The 20,910-nt window shown below is 41.3% G+C and carries 20 protein-coding genes; 4 read left to right on the top strand and 16 right to left on the bottom strand.

All coding sequences use genetic code 11. The features are described from left to right. Positions 1-19: 19 nt before the first annotated feature. The 10 genes from dacB to WKF66_RS18105 form a co-directional block, all read right to left on the bottom strand. Complete coding sequence (gene dacB / locus WKF66_RS18150) at positions 20-1,426, bottom strand: D-alanyl-D-alanine carboxypeptidase/D-alanyl-D-alanine endopeptidase (RefSeq protein WP_489675906.1); 1,407 nt, start codon at positions 1,424-1,426, stop codon at positions 20-22. A gap of 77 nt (positions 1,427-1,503) precedes the next feature. Further along, positions 1,504-2,496: an aspartate-semialdehyde dehydrogenase gene (locus WKF66_RS18145; RefSeq protein ID WP_489675905.1), complete on the bottom strand. Its 993-nt coding sequence runs from the start codon at positions 2,494-2,496 to the stop codon at positions 1,504-1,506. Positions 2,497-2,644: 148 nt separating this feature from the next. Then, a complete protein-coding gene (locus tag WKF66_RS18140) occupies positions 2,645-3,520 on the bottom strand; it encodes a sugar phosphate isomerase/epimerase family protein (protein ID WP_489675904.1) in 876 nt (291 codons plus the stop codon). A 4-nt stretch (positions 3,521-3,524) separates the two neighbouring features. Next, positions 3,525-4,406: a hydroxypyruvate isomerase family protein gene (locus WKF66_RS18135; RefSeq protein WP_489675903.1), complete on the bottom strand. Its 882-nt coding sequence runs from the start codon at positions 4,404-4,406 to the stop codon at positions 3,525-3,527. A gap of 26 nt (positions 4,407-4,432) precedes the next feature. Then, positions 4,433-5,674, bottom strand: coding sequence for a nucleoside permease (locus WKF66_RS18130; protein ID WP_489675902.1), 1,242 nt, complete (start codon positions 5,672-5,674; stop codon positions 4,433-4,435). A 22-nt stretch (positions 5,675-5,696) separates the two neighbouring features. Continuing rightward, a complete protein-coding gene (locus WKF66_RS18125) occupies positions 5,697-6,395 on the bottom strand; it encodes a 3-keto-disaccharide hydrolase (RefSeq protein WP_489675901.1) in 699 nt (232 codons plus the stop codon). Positions 6,396-6,423: 28 nt separating this feature from the next. After that, entirely contained in the window at positions 6,424-7,845 is a 1,422-nt protein-coding gene (locus WKF66_RS18120) for a Gfo/Idh/MocA family protein (RefSeq protein ID WP_489675900.1), read from the bottom strand. 25 nt (positions 7,846-7,870) lie between these two features. After that, complete coding sequence (locus WKF66_RS18115; protein WP_489675899.1) at positions 7,871-8,470, bottom strand: c-type cytochrome; 600 nt, start codon at positions 8,468-8,470, stop codon at positions 7,871-7,873. A gap of 16 nt (positions 8,471-8,486) precedes the next feature. Next, positions 8,487-9,542 carry a sugar phosphate isomerase/epimerase family protein gene (locus WKF66_RS18110; protein WP_489675898.1) on the bottom strand — a complete coding sequence of 352 codons (1,056 nt, stop codon included), beginning with the start codon at positions 9,540-9,542 and terminating at the stop codon, positions 8,487-8,489. 7 nt (positions 9,543-9,549) lie between these two features. Then, positions 9,550-10,710 (bottom strand): Gfo/Idh/MocA family protein, encoded by a 1,161-nt coding sequence (locus WKF66_RS18105; protein ID WP_489675897.1) that lies wholly within the window; start codon positions 10,708-10,710, stop codon positions 9,550-9,552. Positions 10,711-11,394: 684 nt separating this feature from the next. Between WKF66_RS18105 and WKF66_RS18100 the strand changes: the two genes are divergently transcribed. Further along, on the top strand, positions 11,395-12,339 hold the full coding sequence (locus WKF66_RS18100) for an NAD-dependent epimerase/dehydratase family protein (protein ID WP_489675896.1): 945 nt from the start codon (positions 11,395-11,397) through the stop codon (positions 12,337-12,339). Between the two features lie 118 nt (positions 12,340-12,457). Beyond that, positions 12,458-13,183, top strand: coding sequence for a YebC/PmpR family DNA-binding transcriptional regulator (locus WKF66_RS18095; RefSeq protein WP_489675895.1), 726 nt, complete (start codon positions 12,458-12,460; stop codon positions 13,181-13,183). A 39-nt stretch (positions 13,184-13,222) separates the two neighbouring features. Here the strand turns inward: WKF66_RS18095 and WKF66_RS18090 are convergent, their stop codons facing one another. Beyond that, positions 13,223-13,849 (bottom strand): GDSL-type esterase/lipase family protein, encoded by a 627-nt coding sequence (locus WKF66_RS18090; protein WP_489675894.1) that lies wholly within the window; start codon positions 13,847-13,849, stop codon positions 13,223-13,225. 99 nt (positions 13,850-13,948) lie between these two features. Then, a complete protein-coding gene (trhO, locus tag WKF66_RS18085; protein WP_489675893.1) occupies positions 13,949-14,887 on the bottom strand; it encodes an oxygen-dependent tRNA uridine(34) hydroxylase TrhO in 939 nt (312 codons plus the stop codon). A 98-nt stretch (positions 14,888-14,985) separates the two neighbouring features. Here trhO and WKF66_RS18080 point away from each other — a divergent pair, with 98 nt between their 5' ends. Then, complete coding sequence (locus tag WKF66_RS18080) at positions 14,986-16,047, top strand: glycoside hydrolase 5 family protein (RefSeq protein ID WP_489675892.1); 1,062 nt, start codon at positions 14,986-14,988, stop codon at positions 16,045-16,047. A 29-nt stretch (positions 16,048-16,076) separates the two neighbouring features. Here the strand turns inward: WKF66_RS18080 and WKF66_RS18075 are convergent, their stop codons facing one another. The 4 genes from WKF66_RS18075 to rlmH all read right to left on the bottom strand — a co-directional run bounded on the left by WKF66_RS18075 (position 16,077) and on the right by rlmH (position 18,981). Next, the gene (locus tag WKF66_RS18075) at positions 16,077-17,198 is read right to left on the bottom strand and encodes a polysaccharide deacetylase family protein (protein ID WP_489675891.1); all 1,122 of its coding nucleotides are present in this window, start codon (positions 17,196-17,198) and stop codon (positions 16,077-16,079) included. Between the two features lie 5 nt (positions 17,199-17,203). Further along, positions 17,204-18,184 carry a glycosyltransferase family 4 protein gene (locus WKF66_RS18070; RefSeq protein WP_489675890.1) on the bottom strand — a complete coding sequence of 327 codons (981 nt, stop codon included), beginning with the start codon at positions 18,182-18,184 and terminating at the stop codon, positions 17,204-17,206. 152 nt (positions 18,185-18,336) lie between these two features. Next, positions 18,337-18,465 (bottom strand): hypothetical protein, encoded by a 129-nt coding sequence (locus WKF66_RS18065; protein WP_489675889.1) that lies wholly within the window; start codon positions 18,463-18,465, stop codon positions 18,337-18,339. Between the two features lie 42 nt (positions 18,466-18,507). Then, positions 18,508-18,981 carry a 23S rRNA (pseudouridine(1915)-N(3))-methyltransferase RlmH gene (gene rlmH, locus WKF66_RS18060; RefSeq protein WP_489675888.1) on the bottom strand — a complete coding sequence of 158 codons (474 nt, stop codon included), beginning with the start codon at positions 18,979-18,981 and terminating at the stop codon, positions 18,508-18,510. Between the two features lie 95 nt (positions 18,982-19,076). On the opposite strand from rlmH, the gene WKF66_RS18055 reads away from it, so the two are divergent. Continuing rightward, on the top strand, positions 19,077-20,891 hold the full coding sequence (locus WKF66_RS18055; protein ID WP_489675887.1) for a MutS-related protein: 1,815 nt from the start codon (positions 19,077-19,079) through the stop codon (positions 20,889-20,891). Positions 20,892-20,910 lie beyond the last annotated feature (19 nt).

Here is a 20,910-nt window from a genome sequence, read left to right as displayed (position 1 = left end):
GCAATGCAATTTAACCAAATTATTTTAGGGCATCTAAAACGCGAAACAACTTTCTGTTGATGCCTGAGCCTGAATAGTTGTTGATATTAATGACAATGATGTATTTGCTGCCATTTCCAGCGGTATAATAGCCTGCAAAAGCTGAAACGTCATTAATGGTTCCACTCTTTAGTTTCATTCCATTATTTTCTGGGAGCGACTTAAAGTAGTCTGCAAACCAGTTCTCCTTTTGCGCCTGAAACAGCACGCTTGCCATTGCATTAGTGGTCACCCGTGTTCCCGGAGAGAGCCCGCTACCGTCGAGGATGTTTAACGCATTTTTGTCAATTCCCTTTTGTCCCCAATAATTTATAACTGCGGTGGCACCGTTCTTTGTGGTAGGTGTTTTGCCGGATTTCCAGGCTATAGTTTTTATAAGATGCTCACCATACAGGTTTACGCTCTTTCGATTGAACCAATAGATGATTTCGCTTAGCGAAGGAGAGGAGATGGTGCTCAATTTCTGAGAAACCGCAGGTACGGGTTTTTTGTCAGCAATCAGTATTCTGCTCGTAGTTGGTTCTGCTGAAACCGTTATGCCAAGTCGCTGAAGTGTATCCTGTAAACGAAATGCGGCGTCAAATGCTGGATCTGGCAGGGCAGCTGAGATACCGGATTTTGATATTCCTAATCCCCATGTTCCGCGTAAGTATGCGATATTAGTTAACGCAGGTAAATAGGCATAAACGTTATCTCCGGTGCCTTCGGCACCAGCCTTAAGTTCATTCACAATTTTAAGGTATGGCATCGCAGGTACAGCTTTTAATACCGATACGGAGTTGTCAGACCGGTTTGCACGTAAGTGCAAATCAAATTGATTCTCTCTCCAGCTCAGTCCGGAAGCTCCGGCTCCGTAGTAATTTCCTACATCTTGCCATACCCAGCCATCAGGGGTGGTTTGCGTGCCCCAGATGCTTTCATCTCCGATCACCCTACCTTCGATTTTCTTGATGCCTGCGTCCCTGATCGCTTTAACCCATGTATTTAAGACAATTCCTTCTTTTGTACTTTCGTACCTCCAGGAGCCAAGCGTTGGATCGCCGCCGCCAACGATGATCAGGTTGCCCACGAGTTTTCCATCGGCCGCGATGCTCCCATTATAGCCAAGTGTGGTTTGGTACTTAAAGTCTTTTCCTAAAACGCCAAATGCCGTTGCGGACGTAATGGTTTTTAAGGTTGAAGCCGTCGATACGCCCAGATTTTCGTTCCTTGCAAAAAGAGTCTTTCCAGAATTTGCATCTAAGACACAGAGCGAGACGGTAGCATATTTTGTTTGGGGATCTGTTAAAAAAGTATTATAAGCTTGTTCAAGCTTTTGAATCGGCGATTGTGCATGCGTCAGGCCGGTAATTAGCAACAGCGCGAGTGTATTCAGTTTTCTAAGCATAGTATAAAAAAAACGTGATGTAAAAATAACAGCTCTGGTTATTCCTACATCACGTCAAACGTATTATTCTCGATAAACTATATCAGTTCTTTTCTTACCAGATACTCTGCAATCTGAACGGCATTTGTCGCGGCACCTTTACGAAGGTTATCTGCAACTATCCACATGTTCAGTGTATTAGGTAGAGACTCATCCCTTCTGATCCTGCCAACAAACACTTCATCCTTTTCATGAGCATCTTTAGGCATCGGATATTTAGCGTTTGCTGGATCATCAACAACGATAATTCCCTCGGTCTTCGCTAAGATCTCTCTTACTTCAGCAACATCAAACTCGTTTTCAAACTCAATATTTACTGATTCTGAGTGACCACCCATTACAGGAATTCTAACCGTAGTTGCCGTAACTCTGATGGTGTCGTCGCCCATAATTTTGCGGGTTTCGAGGATCATTTTCATTTCTTCCTTCGTGTAACCATTGTCGGTGAACACATCAATTTGGGGAATTACATTAAGGTCTATAGGATAGGCGTAAGCCATAGGGCCATCTGTGATACCTTTACGCTCATTCATCAATTGTTCAACAGCTTTAACTCCAGTTCCTGTTACGGACTGATAGGTTGAAACAACCACACGTTTAATTCTGTATTTATCGTGCAATGGTTTTAAAGCCACTACCATCTGAATCGTTGAACAGTTGGGATTAGCGATGATCTTATCATCAATTGACAAAGTATTGGCATTAACCTCCGGAACGATTAGTTTCTTTGAAGGGTCCATTCTCCAGGCAGAAGAATTGTCTATCACGGTGGTTCCTGCTTCGGCGAAACGTGGCGCATTCTCTAAAGAAGTGCTTCCTCCCGCAGAAAATAACGCAATATCAGGGCGCATTCCGATCGCAGTATCCATGTTTACAACAGCGAACTTCTTACCCTTAAAGGTGATTTCCTTTCCAACACTCTTTTCAGAGGCTACGGGGATCAATTCAGTTAAGGGGAAATTACGCTCTTCTAATACTTTCAACATTACGGTACCTACCAATCCGGTGGCACCTACTACTGCAATTTTCATGTTTTGTCTAATTTGTTATTTGTGCTCTTCTAATTATTAACTGTTCTTTACGATTTAATAAGTCCGCAAATATGTGGATTATTTACGTAAAAAAGGGAAGTGGCTCTTTTTAAACCACTTCCCTTATCTATTTGAAAGACATTATGTCTTAAACAAGCTCGTGGTTTACGTAATCAAAGCTCTTCTTAATGCTTTCAAAAGGATCAATTGAAAAGTTCTCTTGTTCAACGATCAAGTGCTCCAATCCAGCCTCTTTCGATTCTTTATAAATGCTTTTGAAGTCAATAGTGCCTGTACCAACCTCGGTGTTTATGGTTGGGTTTGCCTTATCCATATCTTTTATGTGCCACATAGGGAATCTACCGGGATGCCTTTTGAAGAGATCTAATGGATCGTTGCCTGATCTTACGACCCAGTATATATCCATTTCAAACTTCACGTTGTCTTTATCTGTATTTGAAAGCAAGGTTTCGTAGCCTGTATCGTTACCATACTTTGTGAACTCAAAATCGTGGTTATGGTAAGCAAGCTTTAACCCTGAGGCCTTAGCCAAACCTGAGGCCGTGTTCAACCTGTCTGCAAGTGTTTTGAAATCGTCAATACTTGTTCTAAGGGTAGGGTTCAACCAAGGGCAGGTAAAATAGCTCATGCCAACTGCCGCAGCTCCTTCGATTAACGGTTTTAGTTCTTCTACGTTTCCTGTTTTAATGAAACCGTCCATTGAAAAGTGACCACTAGGTGTAGTTAAGCCATTTTCATTTAATAGTTGTTTAAAATCCTTTGCTTTTAAACCCCAGAAACCCGTCTCTGCCGTATAGCCAAAAGTTTCCACCTCTTTGTAACCTGCATTGGCTACTTTAGCAATTACGCCCTTAACATCTTTAGGTAATTCCTCCCTGAGCGTGTATAATTGAATACCAACTGTTTTTGCTGCCGCAGAGGCTGTACAATAAAAGTTCGGTAGAATCGCTACACCCGCTGCAGCGATACTTGCCTGTTTTAGAAAAGTTCTTCTTGAATTCATAGGTTTATACATCGCAGATGGTAACTGCTTCATTTAGTGATTGAAATGCATCTTTTTTTCTGGGTAAAAACTCCTGTGCAAGATAGCCCTTGAAGCCAGTAGACACAATTGCTTTAATGATTGCAGGATAGTATAATTCCTGGTTGTCATCTAACTCATGGCGACCCGGTACACCTGCGGTATGGTAATGTGATATGTATTTAAAGTTATTCTTAATCGTACTAATGACATTGCCTTCATCGATCTGCATGTGGTAGATGTCATAAAGCAGTTTGAAGTTCTCTGAACCCAGGCGTTTACATAACTCCACGCCCCAGGGCGTATTGTCGCACTGATAATCCTTGTGATCAACTTTACTGTTCAACAGTTCCATCACCAATACTACTTTATGCTTCTCTGCAATCGGAGTAATTTGTTTCAGACCTTCTACACAGTTCTTCCAACCAGTTTCACTGTCTTTTCCACGCTTCGCTCCGCTAAAGCAGATCAGTTGTTTATACCCTGCTTCTGCTACCTTAGGAATCATTTCTGTGTAGCGTTTAATTAGCTCCGCATGAAATTTCGGTTCATTCCAACCGTCATCAATGCCGAGCTCAGCACCATTACATAAGGAGGAATCCAGTCCATGCTTTTTCAGCGTTGCCCAATCTCCCGGGCCAACAAGATCAATAGCTTTAATGCCAATTTTCTTTGCTTCAACACATAATGTGTCGAGGTCGACGCCACCAAAGCACCAACGACAAACCGAGTGATTTACATTTCCTTTCAAGGCTGTATTTTTGTAATCTGCCAGAGCGAAAGCAGGGATTGTTGCCGAGACGCCTAAAGCGGCTGTTCCGGCAACAATATTTTTAAGTGCAGATCGTCTGCTTAGTTCTGATTTCATTAGTTCTGCTTAAGTATTCTTGAAGACTAGATATTTACCGCACCTTCAGCTACCTTCTTTTTGTCGGAGAAGAATAACGCGAAAAGTAAGAACACCGCAAGTGCGATTCCTGCAGGAATAATCCAGATCGTTTTCCAGTCAAAACCGCCGTCTGCCAACTTGTAGGTATCAGTGATCATACCTGCAACTTCAAATCCGATCAACATACCCACGCCATAAGTGGCAAGAGTGATTAATCCCTGAGCAGCACTTTTGTATTTTTCACCAGCAGCAGCATTCGTATAGATCTGACCAGCAACAAAGAAGAAATCATAACAAACACCGTGTAATGCAATACCAATAATGAGCATAAAGCTTAAATCACTGGCGTTACCATAAGCAAATAAGGCATAACGAACGGCCCATGCCAACATACCTATCAAAATGGTTTTCTTAAATCCAAATCGGGTAAAGAATACGGGAAGTAACAAAAGAAATAACACCTCTGAAACCTGTCCGATAGTCATTTTCCCCGTTGGGTTGTCTATGCCTACGTTAGATAAGAACGGGTGCGCATTTTGATAATAGAACGCTAATGGGATACAGATCAGGATGGATGAAACAAAGAATACCGCGAAGTTCTTATCCTTCAAAAGCTTCAAGGCATCAAGACCAAGAATTTCTGAAACCTTAACCTTTTCACCAGTTGATACTTTAGGTGGTGTTTTTGGTAGTACAAAGCTATATAAACCAAGTATTACGGAAACAATCCCGCCCATAGCGAAAGTATTTCTAAGCATGCCCGCAGAGGTAGCTTCTGCAGTATCCCAGTGGAAAAGATAGCTGATAGCTAATCCCGCTGCAATCCAACCAATTGTTCCAAATACTCTAATGGTAGAGAATTCTTTTTCAGGATCTTTCATTTGATTGAAAGAAATTGAGTTCACGAGTGCTAAAGTAGGCATGAACAAAATCATATATCCTAAAACATATGGGTAGAAGGTACTGATATCTGTTGAATTGTACATTTGGTACATCAAAACTGCTCCCACAAGGTGTAAAACACCTAATATGCGCTCTGCATTAAAGTATCTGTCAGCAATCAACCCAATGATAAAAGGCGCAATAATGGCACCCCAGGATTGTGTTGAAAACACAGATCCGGATTGGGCACCTGTGGCACTTAGGTTACTTCCAAGGAAAGTTCCCAATGTTACAAACCATGATCCCCAGATAAAAAACTCCAGGAACATCATGATTGATAATTTTACTCGGTTAGTTGAATTCATTTTTTGAGTTTGTATAGTTAATTTACAGTTCTTTAATCATTACGTTGCGGTACCAAACGTCGCCTCCGTGGTCTTGAAGTGCTATTTTACCTGTTTTAAAAGTAGCAAAGTCTTTCCAGTCCGCAAACTTGCTCTTGTTAAGCAAAGAAGTCCAGTTTGCATCCCACAGTGTGGTGGTCACAATCTTAACTCCATTTAACCTCAATTCAAGGCTTCCGTTCTTAGTAATGATCTCCGCAGTATTCCATTGTCCAACTGGTTTCACTGGTTCTGAACTGCTCTTAATGATATCATACAAATCTCCAGCTCTGTGTTTCTCGATTTTCCCATCGTCATGACCTTCATTATCTATCACCTGCATTTCCAAACCAGTACTGTAGGTCGCGCCATATTTGGCTTTATCTTCATTTACAAAGAAGATAATTCCACTGTTTGAACCAGGGGCAACTTTCCAGTCTAGTTTCAAATGATAGTTAGTGTATTCCTTATCGGTCACAAGATCGCCACCACCGTCGCCGGTGGTCTTAGCGTCAAGAAATAAAGCGCCATCCTGAACTTTCCAATGGTTGCCTACTGTCGATTGACCATAAGTATGCCATCCACTGGTTGTTTTGCCGTCGAAAAGCTTTGTAAATCCTTTCGAAGCGCCAGTTTGGCTCTTTGTGCTGCCGCAGCCTAGCGTTACCGCAACGATCAGTGCAGAGAAAATGTATTGTCTCATTTAATAATCTTTATGTTTTATTTAGTTGTTATAGCGTCCAACCTTCACGGTAGTTACGTTTAACGTACTGGTTTACCTCGTCAAAGTTCGTTACTTTCATGTTCGCATTATCCCAAAGCAACTTTTTGTTTCCGCCTTTAAGGTCATAGCCACGTACCGCAAGGTTAGCCATTAATAAAGCTTCTGTTAAAGGACCAGCAATTTCAAAGGGTGAGCTTAATTCAGTTTTGCCATAACCTGCAATACATCCGTCCACCCATTGTTTGTAATGACCATTAGAACCTTCTGGCACCCGCGTCCATTTCTGTTTAGCTTTCGCATCTTTCGTGCGTGATTTTGGAAGCAAGGTTGCGCCGTCAGAATACGTACTTGAATACATTTTTCCTTTTGTACCTATGAACAACGTACCGTTTCCTTCTTCGCCACCCCATTTCTCATCTGGTAGAAGCTCGATTGGTCTTTCAGGTTGAATACCTCCATCCATCCAGTGCATGGTAACATCACCTTTAGTCTTTGCAGTTTTAGGGAAAGTCAATGTAATGTGACTCGATGGAGGGCAGCTCTCAGGGAATACACCTTTTTTGAACTCATCCACATATACCGAACCTACGCTCGCTTGTACATCTTTTGCATAACGAATATCAAGAACTCTGAATGGAGCTTCCATTAGGTGACATCCCATATCGCCAAGTGCACCAGTTCCATAGTCCCACCATCCACGCCAGTTAAATGGCACTAGTTTATTTACATAATCTTTTTGAGGAGCCGTGCCCAACCAAAGATTCCAGTCTAATTCTTTAGGAACATCTGCTTTTGTAGTTGGCCACGCAATTCCCTGAGGCCAAACTGGCCTGTTGGTCCAGCAATAAACCGTATGGACATCACCAATGAGGTCTGCATCATACCACTCAGACAGTAAACGGGTACCATCATTGGAAGCACCCTGGTTACCCATTTGTGTAACTACTTTATATTTTTTTGCAGCATCAGTAAGCAAGCGGGCTTCGTAAATATCATGTGTCAGTGGTTTCTGCACATACACATGTTTACCCAGTTGCATCGCGTGATAAGTGATGATCGCATGATTATGATCTGGTGTAGATACTGAAACCGCATCGAAGTTTTTCGACTCTTTATCATACATCTCTCTCCAGTCTTTATAGAATTTAGCTTTCGGGAAATTCTTGCGTGAGGTTGCTGCTCTTCTCTCATCGACATCGCAAAGGAAACCAATATCAGCTTTGCCGCTTTTAGCGAACATCGCAATGTCAGATTCACCTTTACCACCTGCACCGATACCTGCGACAATTAATCTATCGCTGGGAGCTAAAAATCCTTTTCCTCCAAGAACATGACGTGGAACGATCATGAATGCGGTAGCTGCAATTGCCGAAGTTTTTAGAAAATTACGTCTTGAGGCAGCCTCCGGGGTTTTTTTAATTTCTTCCATGTTTTATTTGGTTATTTGTGTGTTATTATTTTAGAGATAATATGTATCTAACCATGTCCTTAGCATCACCTTTGCTGATGGTTGGGTGTGGACTCATCGGAACCTCGCCCCATGAACCAGCTCCTCCAGCGATGATCTTGTTCGCTAACTTATCTATGTTTTCTGGAGTAGCGGGGTATTTTGCAGCCACAGCTGCGTATGCAGGACCAACAATTTTAACCTTAGCGTTGTGACAAGCCAGACAGTCAGACTTTTTAATTAATGCTTCTCCCGGACCGGCAGTTTTTGGCGCTTCTGCCTTCGCAGTTTTCTCCGCTGCTGGAGCCGCAGCAGCAGGAGCAGGGGTTGCAGTTGAAGCAGAGGCACCTGCTGCCGGACTTGCTGTTGCACCAGCACTTTCAGTAGTTGGAGTTCCCGCAGGAGCAGCTCCGCCACCTTCCGCTTTCTTAGTCGCGGAGCCTTCCATTTGATTTGAATCTAAAGTGCCAGCACTCATAGAAGCGGTTGGATCGGTCTTGTTGGTGTCAATAGGGTTGTTCTTTTTAACAGCTCTTTCTTCCGGACTAGCGCAGGATGCAAACGTCAGTGCTAAAAGTCCTAAAACAAACAGATTGGATGTTTTCATATGTGTGTAATTCTAATTATAAACCTAATATTTTATTGTTGAAATCTGCGTCACCGCCACCTGCACTTGCAAAATCGTCAAATGCTCTGTCGGTTACTTTAATAATATGTTTTTTGATGAACTCAGCACCTTCTTTAGCGCCAACTTGTGCATCTTTTATCGAGCATTCCCACTCCATAACAGCCCAGCCTTTAAAATCATATTGTGCAAGTTTGCTAAATATGGTTCCGAAGTCTACCTGGCCATCACCGGGAGAACGATACCTTCCCGCACGGTTAGCCCAGCTTTGATAACCACCAAAAGTTCCTTGCTTACCTGTAGGATTAAATTCTGAATCTTTTACATGGAATGCTTTGATGCGCTCATGGTAAAAGTCAATATATTGAATGTAATCCAGCTGCTGTAATACAAAATGTGATGGATCATATAGTAAACACGCTCGGGGGTGATTGTTTACTTTCTCCAGAAACATTTCATAAGTAATGCCATCGAAAAGATCTTCTCCCGGATGAATCTCATAGCAAACATCGACACCGCAGGTGTCAAATTCGTTAAGAATTGGCAACCATCTTTTACCAAGCTCTGTGAAGCCGGCATCCACTAATCCTTCAGGACGCTGTGGCCAAGGATGGAACATGTGCCACAATAATGAACCACTAAAAGTTGCATGGGCATTTAGTCCTAAGTTTTGAGAAGCCCTTGCCGCATATTTTAGTTGCTGCACCGCCCACTCTTGTCTGGCTTTAGGATTGTTCTTGTATTGCTCAGGTGCGAAAGCATCGAAAGCTAGATCATAAGCAGGGTTTACCGCTACAAGCTGTCCTTGCAAATGCGTAGACAGTTCTGTGATCTCTAGTCCGTAGGAAGCGACTTTTCCTACAAGCTCATCTGCATAAGTTTTACTTTCTGCTGCTTTTTGCAGATCAATGAATCGCAAGTCATTGGTTGGAACCTGGATTCCTTTAAAACCTAATCCTGCTGCCCATTCGCAAATTGCATCTAATGAATTAAACGGTGCTTCATCGCCTATAAATTGGGCTAAGAATACCGCTGGTCCTTTAATTGTTGTCATGCTGTTCTTATGAATTAAAATCAAACCATTTTTGGTCAGACTGGCTTGATGCCACTACGCTATCGATAAATGTCATTCCTCTAACGCCGTCTTCCACTCTTGGAAAGTCTAACATCGCATCAGTAGGAGTTGTTCCATGTATTTTTGCAGATAATGTTAATGTGAAGTTTCTGTAGATGTTTGCAAAAGCTTCCAGGTAGCCCTCAGGGTGTCCTCCGGGAACACGAGTGTTGTGTTTTGCCGCATCAGAAAGATAGGCCTGACCAGCACGGTAAACTTGTGCAGGCTCTGTTAGCCATTTAACCATTAAAGTATTTGGCTCCATTTGATTCCATTCCAGTCCACCTTTTTCACCATAGACTCTTATTTTCAAAGCGTTTTCTTCTCCTGCCGCTACTTGTGACGCAGAAAGAACGCCACTGGCGCCGTTATCGAATTTCAACAATACGTTGCCATCATCGTCAAGGCCTCTTCCTTCTACTACAATGTTCAGGTCTGCACACAGTTTAGTGATCTTTAACCCTGAAATATATTCTGCAAGTTGAGCTGCGTGAGTACCAATATCACCCATGCAACCACTTTTACCACTCTTTTTGGGATCTGTACGCCATGCAGCACCAGCGTTTCCTTCACGCTCAGTAAGGGTGCTTAACCATCCCTGAGGATACTCCACCATTACTTTTCTGATTTTTCCAAAGGCGCCATCTTTTACCATTTGTTTGGCTTGCTTCACCATTGGGTATCCGGAATAAGTATGGGTCAGGCATAATAACAAGCCTGTTTCTTCTACTTTTTGTTGTAATTGTAGAGCCTCATCTAATGAAAGTGCGATCGGTTTCTCGATTACTACGTTAAATCCATGATCTAAAGCCATCATGGCCGGACCGAAATGTGCAAAGTTGGGCGTAACAATAGTTACAAAGTCAATGCGTTTGTCTTCAGGAAGTTGACTTTCCTTCTCGATCATTTCTTCGTAATTCAGGTAAATCCGGTCTTCAGGTAGAAAAAGCATTTCACCAGATTCACGTGCTACTTCGGGATTAATACTCAACGCTCCGCAGCAGAATTCTACCTGACCGTCCATGTTTGCAGCTATACGGTGAACGGCTCCGATGAATGCATCTTTACCCCCGCCTACCATGCCCATTCTAATTTTTCTCGTTTTCATTAAATTAAGGTTACCTATTTTGATGGTTTGAACCCAACCAATGCAACCGCCTCGACCTGCTTAAATGAACGTAATTATTACGCAAGCGTCTTGGATTTGGCAATTCATATTTGGTGGTTTCGTTAACTTAGTTGTATGCTAAATAGCTTTCGTTTTGTAATATTAAGAAAAAATAAATAGTTAGTGTTCTAAATACACATTTTAAGTAAAAATATAATGTTTTTGTTACTTAGGCGTTTTTTAACACCCTGAAGGGGGTACCGAGTGATCTTTAAAACTTGTTTGACGCTATTGATCAACATTGACCCTGCTAGTTTTGTAAGTCAGGCACCATCAGTACTGACTTTCTATAACCCTGTTTTATTGCAGCTAATTTTATGCAGTAAGTGATCCCCCTTAGGTAGTCTTTATTGTGCCTACGATTGTAGCATTTGTTCGTCATACGGTATTTGTTACGCCGCTGTTGATAGGGCATTGAGCCCGCGTTGCTTCGGCTATAGCGGTACCAACGCGGTACCAACGGGGAATCAATGCGGTACCAACGCGGAATCAACCCAATCGCAATGTAGCAGTGTCCTATACTAAAAGTATTGTTACTACTCTGTGTTTACTGTCCAAATAAATTGTTGCTGACGTAAGCGTGTTTGTGGCATTTTTATAACTTTGCCGCATTCAATAAAAAACATGACTGAAAAGATAATTGTTCTTGGTTCAAACGGACAAATTGGAACAGAACTGGTGACTGCCTTGCGAAAAGCATATGGTGAAGACAATGTAATTGCGTGCGACATCAGAAGACCGGATTATGATATTAAGAATTCAGGTCCTTTCGAATTTGTGAACGTTCTTGAGAAGGACACGCTGAATAGCATCTTTCAAAAGTACAAGCCAACTCACGTATATCTTTTAGCCGCATTGCTTTCTGCTACCGGTGAACAAAATCCAAAGTTAGCGTGGGACTTAAACATGAATGGATTGCTGAACATTCTAGACCTTGCGATAACTTACAAAACGGCCAAAGTGTATTGGCCCAGTTCAATAGCAGTGTTCGGACCAAATTCACCGAAGGACAATACGCCGCAGTTTTGCGTAATGGATCCAAACACAGTTTACGGAATTAGTAAGTTGGCCGGTGAACGCTGGTGCGAATACTATAACCAGAAGTTTGGACTTGATGTCAGAAGCATCCGATACCCTGGTTTGATCAGTTGGAAAGCGGCTCCAGGCGGCGGAACAACAGATTATGCGATTCACATATTTCATGATGCCTTAAAAAAGGGGAGCTACGCGTCGTTTTTAAATGCGAATACAGAGTTGCCAATGATGTATATGGACGATGCAATTCGCGGTACGATCGAACTAATGAACGCTCCGACGGATACCATAGCCATAAGGTCAAGCTATAATTTTACGGGAGTAAGTTTCACGCCCGAAGTCCTGGCCGTAGAAATCAGGAAGCATATACCTGACTTCACATTGACTTATACCGATAATGATCCAAGGCAACTGATTGCTGACAGCTGGCCACGGTCCATTGATGACAACTTCGCGAGAACTGACTGGGGTTGGAAACCGGAGTTTGACCTCAGTAAAATGACCGCAGACATGTTGAAAAATTTACAGAAATAGCGTTTAGTCGATATTGGAAAAACCTCCGGGTTGCGATTTATTTCAGGACCTCGTAAGAAGTAATAAAAACTGTCCGTAACTTGGAAACCCAAGATCCGGACCAAAACATAAATAACCAATGGGAAGAGCATTCGAATTCAGAAAAGAACGTAAATTTAAGCGCTGGGCCAAGATGGCAGTTCAGTTTACCAGGATTGGTAAAGAGATTGTAATGGCCGTTAAAGATAACGGGCCTAATCCGGATACCAACTCTCGACTTCGTACAGCCATTCAGAATTCGAAGGCTGTAAATATGCCAAAGCATACAGTAGATGCAGCTATTAAACGTGCCTCAAATAAGGATGAGAACGGTTATGAAGAACATGTCTACGAGGGATACGCTTTGCACGGTGTAGCCATTCTTATCGAAACTGCGACAGATAATACGAATAGAACGGTAGCAAACGTACGTAGCTATTTCAACAAAACCGGTGGTGCACTGGGTAAAACCGGCTCACTGGATTTTATCTTCAGCAGAAAATCTGTTTTTAGATTCATGCCCGGAGACAAAGATCTTGAGGAGTTAGAATTTGAACTGATCGACGCCGGGTTGGAGGAACTATATCTGGAAGCTGACGAAGATGGTACAGATATCGCCGTGGTTCAAACTGCTTTTGAAGACTTCGGTAAAATGCAAAAAGCGTTAGAAGACCTTGGTGTCGAGATGAAAAGTGCAAAATTAGAAAGGATCTCGCTTTCCACAACACCTATTACAGAAGAACAAGCTGTTGACGTCTTCAAGCTAATCGATAAACTGGAAGAAGATGATGATGTGCAGGCTGTTTACCACAATATGGCGGAATAAGTAAGACTAATAATCCGCTACTGGTATAGGCAAGCAATGCTATTTCCTTTTCAAATGGGGCGTAATTTCTTTCGTCCAGACTACATAGCCTGCGGGTTTCATGTGAAGCATGTCGTCTTGAAAAAGTTCAGGTCTTGAAGCGCCACTACTGCTGAGCATTTTCGAGATAATATCAATGTAATCGGCATTCTTTTGCTTGGAAATGTAGCCTTTAATCATTGAATTGGCGTTTAATATCACGTCCGAAAACTTGGCTCTAGAAGGACTTAACTTCATAGATATGTACGTTATAGTCGCTTTTGGAAGGTGTGTACGAAGGTTTGTATAAAAGGTAACAAAGCGTTTGAATGTTTCTTCTGCTGATGCGCCTGAGGCTACATCATTCTCACCGCTATAAATGACTACTTGCCTGGGATTATACTTCAAAACTAGTTCCTGGATATAGTCGTTCGCGTGTATAAGTTCTGAACCGCCGAAACCCCTGTTTATAGCATTATAGCTTTTAAAAGTAGACTCGAGGTCTTGCCACATTCTTAAGGAAGAGCTTCCGACAAAGACAATACCATGGCTTTGTGGCATTGAAGCACTATCAGACTTTTGAAATTCAAGTAATTCATTCCAAAAAGGTTTTTCTTGTGCAACAGCAGTGGTAGATATCAAAGACATTATAATAAGAGATTTTAAGTATTTAAACATAGCGTAAAATTAAAGTTAATTTATGGTTAACCGTTGATCTATGTTCAGTTTGGCAATTGCGCTAATTAACTATGATTCAGCAGTAGCTTTAACAGGCTGCGGCACCTTTACATAGTATCCTGTACCGTCATATGTACGTTTGCGTGGATTGGTGGTGCAGACAACAGAACAACAGCCATGGAGTGCATCTCCGCAATCATCACATTGAGTGACATGTTCATTGCATTCCGGATTGGCGCAATTGATCAATTTAGGAGTAATATTTCCGCAATTATAGCAAGTTGATACCACAGATGGATTGACGGTATTTACGTCTACCGCGATACGATTGTCAAACACGTAACATTTACCTTCGAAATCTTCTCCGCCGGCCTCTTTCCCGTATTTAATAATGCCTCCATGCAATTGGTAAACGTCACTAAAGCCGTGATGAAGCAACAATGCAGATGCTTTTTCGCATTTGATGCCCCCTGTGCAGTAGGTTAGCACTTTTTTATCTTTGTACTTAGCAAGTTCGTTGATTTTTTCAGGGAAGTCCCTAAAGTTCTCCATATCCAGCGTTACAGCATTCTTAAATCTTCCAAGGTTGTGCTCATAATTAGACCGGACATCTAATATAATTACGTCATCCTGATCGATCATCTTTTGAAATTCTGCTGGTTCCAGGTGTTTCCCGGTTTGCTTGTTGGGATCTATAATATTGGGATCTCTTAATCCCGAGTGTACGATCTCGGACTTATACCTGCAATGCATTTTAATGAAGGATGGAGCAGCAACATCGTCGACTTTGAAGTCGGTCTTGCTAAAGCGCTCATCAGCTTTGGTTGCTGCCATGTAGGCATCACAGGCTTCCTTTGTTCCTGAAACTGTACCATTGAGCCCTTCATCGGCGACAATAATACGACCTACAAGGTTTAGTGATTTACAAAAAGTAAGGTGGTCTGCAGCGAATTGTTCTGCATCTGCTATATGGCTATAGCAGTAATAAAGTAAGGTTTGATATGTCATAGTTTCATTGATACCGGTGCAAATGGCGTTTAATGCTGGACAAAGATAGGAAATTGGAGTTAATTAATTATCTTCATCGCATCTTTAGCCAAATTAATATGAGAAAATTCGGTACGTTTTTAGTTACCCTTGCCATTTTAATCTCCAGTTTCACAGCATCTGCACAACATGTAAAATGGACAGAGAATAAAGCAAATGACTGGTATAAAAAGCTTCCCTGGATGGCTGGTGCGAATTATACGCCTGCTTATGCCATCAATCAGCTTGAATTTTGGCAATCTGCCACTTTTGACCCGGTGGCGATTGATAAGGAGTTGGGCTGGGCGGAAGGAATCGGACTAAAAACGTTACGCGTTTATCTGCACGATCTGGCATGGAAGCAAGATGCTAAGGGATTTAAAAAGAACATTAACACTTTTTTAGCTATCGCAGAGAAACATAAAATAAAGCCTTTACTTGTTTTTTTTGATGATTGTTGGAACGCAAGCGGTGCTATTGGCGTTCAACCCGCACCGAAGCCAGGAGTTCACAATTCAGGGTGGTTAAGGAGTCCGCTTCAGGTAGTCCACGACGACCCAAATCAATGGGGATATTTGAAAGTTTATGTTCAGGATATCTTAAAGACCTTTGCTAATGACAAACGAATTCTTCTCTGGGATCTATACAATGAACCTGGTAATTCTGGTTATGGAAGCAAGTCTTTGCCCTTGTTACAAGCGGTTTTTAGTTGGGCGAGAGAGATTAACCCCTCGCAACCACTTTCGGCTGGCGTGTGGGATGATAAATTGAAAGATTTAAATGCTTTTCAGGTCGAAAATAGTGATGTGATCACTTACCATAGTTATGATAAATCACCGGTACATCAGAAAAGAATTGATGAACTAAGGGCGTCTAATCGACCGCTCATTTGTACGGAGTATATGGCCAGAAGAAATGGAAGTACTTTTGAAACTATAATGCCCTTACTGAAAGATCAGAAAATCATTGCAATCAACTGGGGATTGGTAGATGGCAAAACGAATACAAAGTATGCCTGGGATGAACCTTTGAAGGACGGTGGAGAGCCGAAGCTTTGGTTCCATGAGATATTTAAAGCGGATGGCAGTCCTTATAAAACGGAAGAGACGGAATTGATTAAATCTTTAACACTGAAAAAGTAGCTTGGTGGGTAAGATACCGCCTATAAGCGTTAGCTGAAAATCTTGGACTTGATAAAGAGTAAGCCCTTCTTAAATATTGATAGCCTTTCCCTTAAGCTCATTTTCGTATTTGCCTCAACATGTAGAGGGGTATACCTAAAAACGGTTGCTAGTCTCATAAACGGCGCGGTGGCTGAGAGCTCTTTATTTTTATTAATTGTGAGGAAATTCCCTGAAAAAGATCTTAACATGAAACGATTGTTCCGCACCGGAACATAATCAAACCTGGCGGCAAGAGCCCGATCTGTTGTTGTGCACAGAAGTTTTTCATCTGTAATCATAAGATACTTATCTTGGTTAAGGAGAGAAAATTGGCCCTTGCCCATCCTTTCTGCGGTAAATAAGGAGCCTGACTTCGCGAGTATCAAGGTCCCATTTGACGAGAACCGGAGGGATTTATCTTTACTAACATTTAATTCAAAAAGTAGCTTGTGTTTACTAGCTTCCTTTAAGCTTTCGATGCTCTGTATACTAACAAAAGTATAACCCAACGCTTTAAGTTTTGGAACAAGCTGCTGTAAAAGCTCCAAAGTCTTATTGGCGGGTTTCAGAAAATCCATATCCGCAATCTCATCATGAAAGACAACAATTCCTTTGCCCGCTTCCTCAATGCTCAAGATATAAGCATCCAGCGCATATTCAACAGATTTTCCATTTAACCAATACCAGCAATCTACACCACCGACGTCCCAATGTACCGGACCGACATAATTTAAGGTGGAAAGTAAATTCGCATTAAGGTCGGCAGCCACTTCCGGCGACCATTTTCCATAAGGAGCACGAAAGAAAATATTATTGTCTGTATAAGACTGAATTACTGTGTCTGTACGTATAATCTGATCTTGCAAGTTTCCGTTGACAGATACATAGTAAGGTAGGTCAGGATGATCAAAAGTGTGATTTCCAATTGTATGGTTCCAATTTACAAGTGTTCTTAAAATCTCGGGCTCATGTATTGCATACTTGCCAACAACAAAAAATGTTGCTGGTATATCTTGTTCATACAAGAATTTCGCTATGGCAAGTGTGTTTTCTCCAGGGCCATCATCGAATGTGAAGCAAAGTGTTTTTGGTGGAAGACTGCTGCCAGTATAAGAATGGGAGGTGAACATTTTATTTAAATGAATGCTTGAAGATAATTGTCTGCCACACTTTGTCTATGGTGCAGTTTTAAATATGCCAAAAGATCCTCCGTAATAGGAGCCGGCTTCTCGTTTAATGACGCTGAAAGCAGTTTTGTTAGTTCATCAATGTCGCTCATTTCAAACATCTTTCCAAAACCGTTCACAGCATCAGAGAGTCCACCTGCATTGGCCGCTATGACATTGCAACCGCAGGCCATACCTTCGAGAGCAACCATGCCGAAGCCTTCTTCTTTAACAGATGGAATAATGATGACTTTATGTCTATTAAGCATTCTAGCCAAGTTTTCCTCGGTTAGAAGGCCATGAAAAATTATTTGTTCAGCTATACCGAGATCCTTTGCAAGCGCTTCTAACCTTACTTGTTCAGCTCCAATTCCAATAATACTTAAGCGAAAGGGTCTGTTAAGTCGGCTACATGCTTTTATCAGTAAATCACAACCTTTTTGCGAAACTAGTCTTCCCAAAAACACGAAGTCATACGCTCGTACCTCGTCTGAATAGATTCTGAAAATAGATTCATTATAACAGTTTGGTATAATAAGGGATGGTGTCTTAAGATGATTCGCTATACTTTTACTAACGGCAATGTTCCTTGTTGCAAATTTTATCGCGAAGGATTTTGATCTGGCTATCCAGCCTATATTATGAAAAAAATGGTAATCGTTATGGGAGATAACCCAATGTTTTTTAGGGTTCAATAGTAACAGCCACATTCCTTTTAGTGAAATATTAGGCATGTAAATGATTTCGCACCACCGAAATGCTTTTAAAAAATGATGGTAATTAGGGGAATAGTAAATGTCTATATGAGGTAAGGTGACTTTTTGCTTCTGAAAGGTGATTACTTTGACTTTATGGCCTTTTTTTACAAATTCGTTAATTAATAATAATGTTTGATTTTCAATACCTCCGATAGCAGGAAAAAAAACAGCGCTAAAAATTAAAATATTCATATTTGAGAGAACTCTAGGTAAGGGGGCTCAGTACTTATGACACGTCAATTATTGATTTAGGCCCTCTAATATTAGATTAAAGGCGCCATTCAAATATAATATCTTAAACTTAGGAAAAAATTTTGTTAAACTGCTTATGCTTATATTATTATCTAACCAAAATACCAGAAAAGAAGCAAAGCAATTGCAGAGATCACTATGGCGATAATATAACCTATCCGGTCTCCTTTTCTATTGCTTTTGAACTGGTATTTCCTTTTAAAATCGGCTGGTGTGCGCATAGTTAATTTATTTATGACCAATAATCAGGTTGTCTGACGCTACTACTCATGGTGGTAAGGCTCGCCTTTTAAAATACTGAAGGCCCGGTAAAGTTGCTCGGCAAAAAATAGACGCACCATTTGATGAGAAAACGTCATGTCGGATAAAGATATTTTACTGTTCGCCCGATCATAAATTGTCTGATCAAAACCGTATGGCCCACCAATTACGAATATCAGGTGCTGAACACTTCCTATCATCTGTTTGTTTAAATAATCTGAAAACTGCACCGAAGAGTACTTTTTGCCTTTCTCATCCATTAATAGTACCAGATCCGTATTGTTAATGTGTTTAAGAATATGCTCAGCCTCTTTAGTTTTTTGCTGTGCCTCAGTTAAGTTCTTTGTGTTTTTAATATCAGGAATTACAAGCATGTTGAACCCGATGTAATGTTTAAGCCTTCCCAGGTATTTGTCAATCCCATCAATCAGGTACTTATCTTCAGTCTTCCCAACAACAAGTAAAGTTATCTTCATTCATTACAGTTTTTAATGCGTTATGACTCTATCTTTATAGAGTCAACCCTGCCAGTTTCAGTTAGCTAGCATTTAATTAATCCGAGTCAAATATAATGGTTAATACAAGAGAAAGTATTTTAGCTTCCTATCAAAAGAAGATCGCTGTTCAGGAAACAGCAATCGCCAAGTTAAAGAGTGACTTAAATAACGTTTCACTTTCTCGTCTGGGCGCCTTTATTGCGGAAATCCTGCTAGTCGCATTAATTATAAGCGAGGGATATCACTGGATATTAGGTGGGCTGTTAATTTTGCCGGTTGCTTTCTTTTTGGGGCTGGTTAAACGACAAACACTTCTTCAAGGAGATCTTAATTATGCCCAGAAGCTTCATTTTGTTTACGATAATGAAGTACAAGTTCTAACCACCGGTAAACAAGCCTATAATGAGGGGGTTGCTTTTGCCTCAGAGAGCCATCCTTACTCTTCAGATCTTGATATTTATGGTCCAGGCTCTCTATATGCATTACTTAACCGTTCTAATACTTCACGGGGTATGAATTTATTAGCGGCAAAACTGAGTTCCTCTTCTTCCTCGTCAGAAATATTGGAGCGGCAGGAAGCAATCAAGGAATTTGTGACACACATTGAGGAGACCTATCATTTCCGGGCTGGATTGCAAAACCATGAGCCTCAACAATTAGAGACGCTTAAATATAAAGTGGCTAAGGAGATGCCAGGGCAATTGGCTTTTATTCAGAACAAAGCTCTACGTGTTTATACACAAGTAGCGCCATTTATAGCGGTTGCTTTACTAGTTGCCGCAGTGGTTTATGGAGGAATACTATGGCAAATCTTCGGTTTATGTTTTCTCCTAAATTTGTCCATGGTGTTCTTTTTTCGTAAAGGAGTATTTGGGATCTACAAAGGCTTTGGCAAAAGTGCAAATATGTTTAATTCGCTTGCGGACACGGTTAAGTGGACTAGAAGCGTTAAGTGGAAAAGTAGTTATACCAACAGGCTCTTCGGTACTGAAGTGGACAATTTATCCCTTAGCGTTGAAATAAAAGAGCTGTCAAAGATTATCGACGCTATGGATGCGGGATTAAATTTCCTGCTTGCACCCGTGTTACGCGGATTTTTACTTTGGGATTTTCGTTGTGCCATCCGTTTGGACAAATGGCATAAAAAATCTGCCAGTAGCCTGGTTAACGCATTGGAAACAATCAGCCATTTTGAAGAACTAATTTCTTTTGCTACGCTTGCTCACAACGAACCAGCATGGACTTTTCCTTTGATTAAAGAACAATTTTCGTTAGAGACTGAAGCGATGGGACATCCACTGATACCAGAACGCTTAAGGGTGGCAAATGACTTTGAACTTGGCGCTGCTCCGACCACAGATATCGTAACAGGGTCAAACATGGCTGGTAAGAGTACTTTCTTACGTACGGTGGGAATCAATATGGTATTGGCTTTCGCGGGAGGTCCGGTTTGTGCCCAAAGGTTATCGCTTTCCATCTTTAGCCTGGTATCATACATGCGAATTAAAGACTCTTTAAATGATCAGACATCCACATTTAAAGCGGAGCTAAACCGGTTAAAGATGATATTAGATCTTACTGCTAGCGACCCCAGGTCTTTCGTACTCATTGATGAGATGCTCAGAGGAACAAATAGTAAGGACAAGTATCTTGGATCGAAAGTGTTTATAGAAAAGTTGATTAGTCAGCGAACACCAGCTTTGTTCGCTACCCATGATCTTCAACTTTCAGAAATGGAAGTTGATCACGCCGCACAGGTACGAAATTATCACTTTGATATACAGCTTTCTGAAGGTCAGATGAATTTCGACTACAAATTAAAACACGGCCCGTGTAAAACCTTTAACGCTGCTTTACTGCTGAAAGAAATAGGATTGGCGCTTAATTAAATCCTGCTTGTCTGATTTA

This window comes from Pedobacter sp. (genome assembly GCF_037719805.1).
Taxonomy (GTDB): Bacteria; Bacteroidota; Bacteroidia; order Sphingobacteriales; family Sphingobacteriaceae; genus Pedobacter.
Note: the sequence above shows the minus strand (reverse complement) of the source record. Positions and strands in the feature narration are given on the sequence as shown.

Excerpts from the sequence above, each read along its gene's own strand:
- dacB (WP_489675906.1), bottom strand. The coding sequence starts at position 1,426 with ATGCTTAGAAAACTGAATACACTCGCGCTGTTGCTAATTACCGGCCTG.
- WKF66_RS18100 (WP_489675896.1), top strand. The coding sequence starts at position 11,395 with ATGACTGAAAAGATAATTGTTCTTGGTTCAAACGGACAAATTGGAACA.
- WKF66_RS18135 (WP_489675903.1), bottom strand. The coding sequence starts at position 4,406 with ATGAAATCAGAACTAAGCAGACGATCTGCACTTAAAAATATTGTTGCC.
- trhO (WP_489675893.1), bottom strand. The coding sequence starts at position 14,887 with ATGACATATCAAACCTTACTTTATTACTGCTATAGCCATATAGCAGAT.
- WKF66_RS18075 (WP_489675891.1), bottom strand. The coding sequence starts at position 17,198 with ATGTTCACCTCCCATTCTTATACTGGCAGCAGTCTTCCACCAAAAACA.
- WKF66_RS18115 (WP_489675899.1), bottom strand. The coding sequence starts at position 8,470 with ATGAAAACATCCAATCTGTTTGTTTTAGGACTTTTAGCACTGACGTTT.
- WKF66_RS18080 (WP_489675892.1), top strand. The coding sequence starts at position 14,986 with ATGAGAAAATTCGGTACGTTTTTAGTTACCCTTGCCATTTTAATCTCC.
- WKF66_RS18055 (WP_489675887.1), top strand. The coding sequence starts at position 19,077 with ATGGTTAATACAAGAGAAAGTATTTTAGCTTCCTATCAAAAGAAGATC.
- WKF66_RS18130 (WP_489675902.1), bottom strand. The coding sequence starts at position 5,674 with ATGAATTCAACTAACCGAGTAAAATTATCAATCATGATGTTCCTGGAG.
- WKF66_RS18090 (WP_489675894.1), bottom strand. The coding sequence starts at position 13,849 with ATGTCTTTGATATCTACCACTGCTGTTGCACAAGAAAAACCTTTTTGG.
- rlmH (WP_489675888.1), bottom strand. The coding sequence starts at position 18,981 with ATGAAGATAACTTTACTTGTTGTTGGGAAGACTGAAGATAAGTACCTG.
- WKF66_RS18140 (WP_489675904.1), bottom strand. The coding sequence starts at position 3,520 with ATGAATTCAAGAAGAACTTTTCTAAAACAGGCAAGTATCGCTGCAGCG.
- WKF66_RS18110 (WP_489675898.1), bottom strand. The coding sequence starts at position 9,542 with ATGACAACAATTAAAGGACCAGCGGTATTCTTAGCCCAATTTATAGGC.
- WKF66_RS18105 (WP_489675897.1), bottom strand. The coding sequence starts at position 10,710 with ATGAAAACGAGAAAAATTAGAATGGGCATGGTAGGCGGGGGTAAAGAT.
- WKF66_RS18120 (WP_489675900.1), bottom strand. The coding sequence starts at position 7,845 with ATGGAAGAAATTAAAAAAACCCCGGAGGCTGCCTCAAGACGTAATTTT.
- WKF66_RS18125 (WP_489675901.1), bottom strand. The coding sequence starts at position 6,395 with ATGAGACAATACATTTTCTCTGCACTGATCGTTGCGGTAACGCTAGGC.
- WKF66_RS18145 (WP_489675905.1), bottom strand. The coding sequence starts at position 2,496 with ATGAAAATTGCAGTAGTAGGTGCCACCGGATTGGTAGGTACCGTAATG.
- WKF66_RS18070 (WP_489675890.1), bottom strand. The coding sequence starts at position 18,184 with ATGAATATTTTAATTTTTAGCGCTGTTTTTTTTCCTGCTATCGGAGGT.
- WKF66_RS18065 (WP_489675889.1), bottom strand. The coding sequence starts at position 18,465 with ATGCGCACACCAGCCGATTTTAAAAGGAAATACCAGTTCAAAAGCAAT.
- WKF66_RS18095 (WP_489675895.1), top strand. The coding sequence starts at position 12,458 with ATGGGAAGAGCATTCGAATTCAGAAAAGAACGTAAATTTAAGCGCTGG.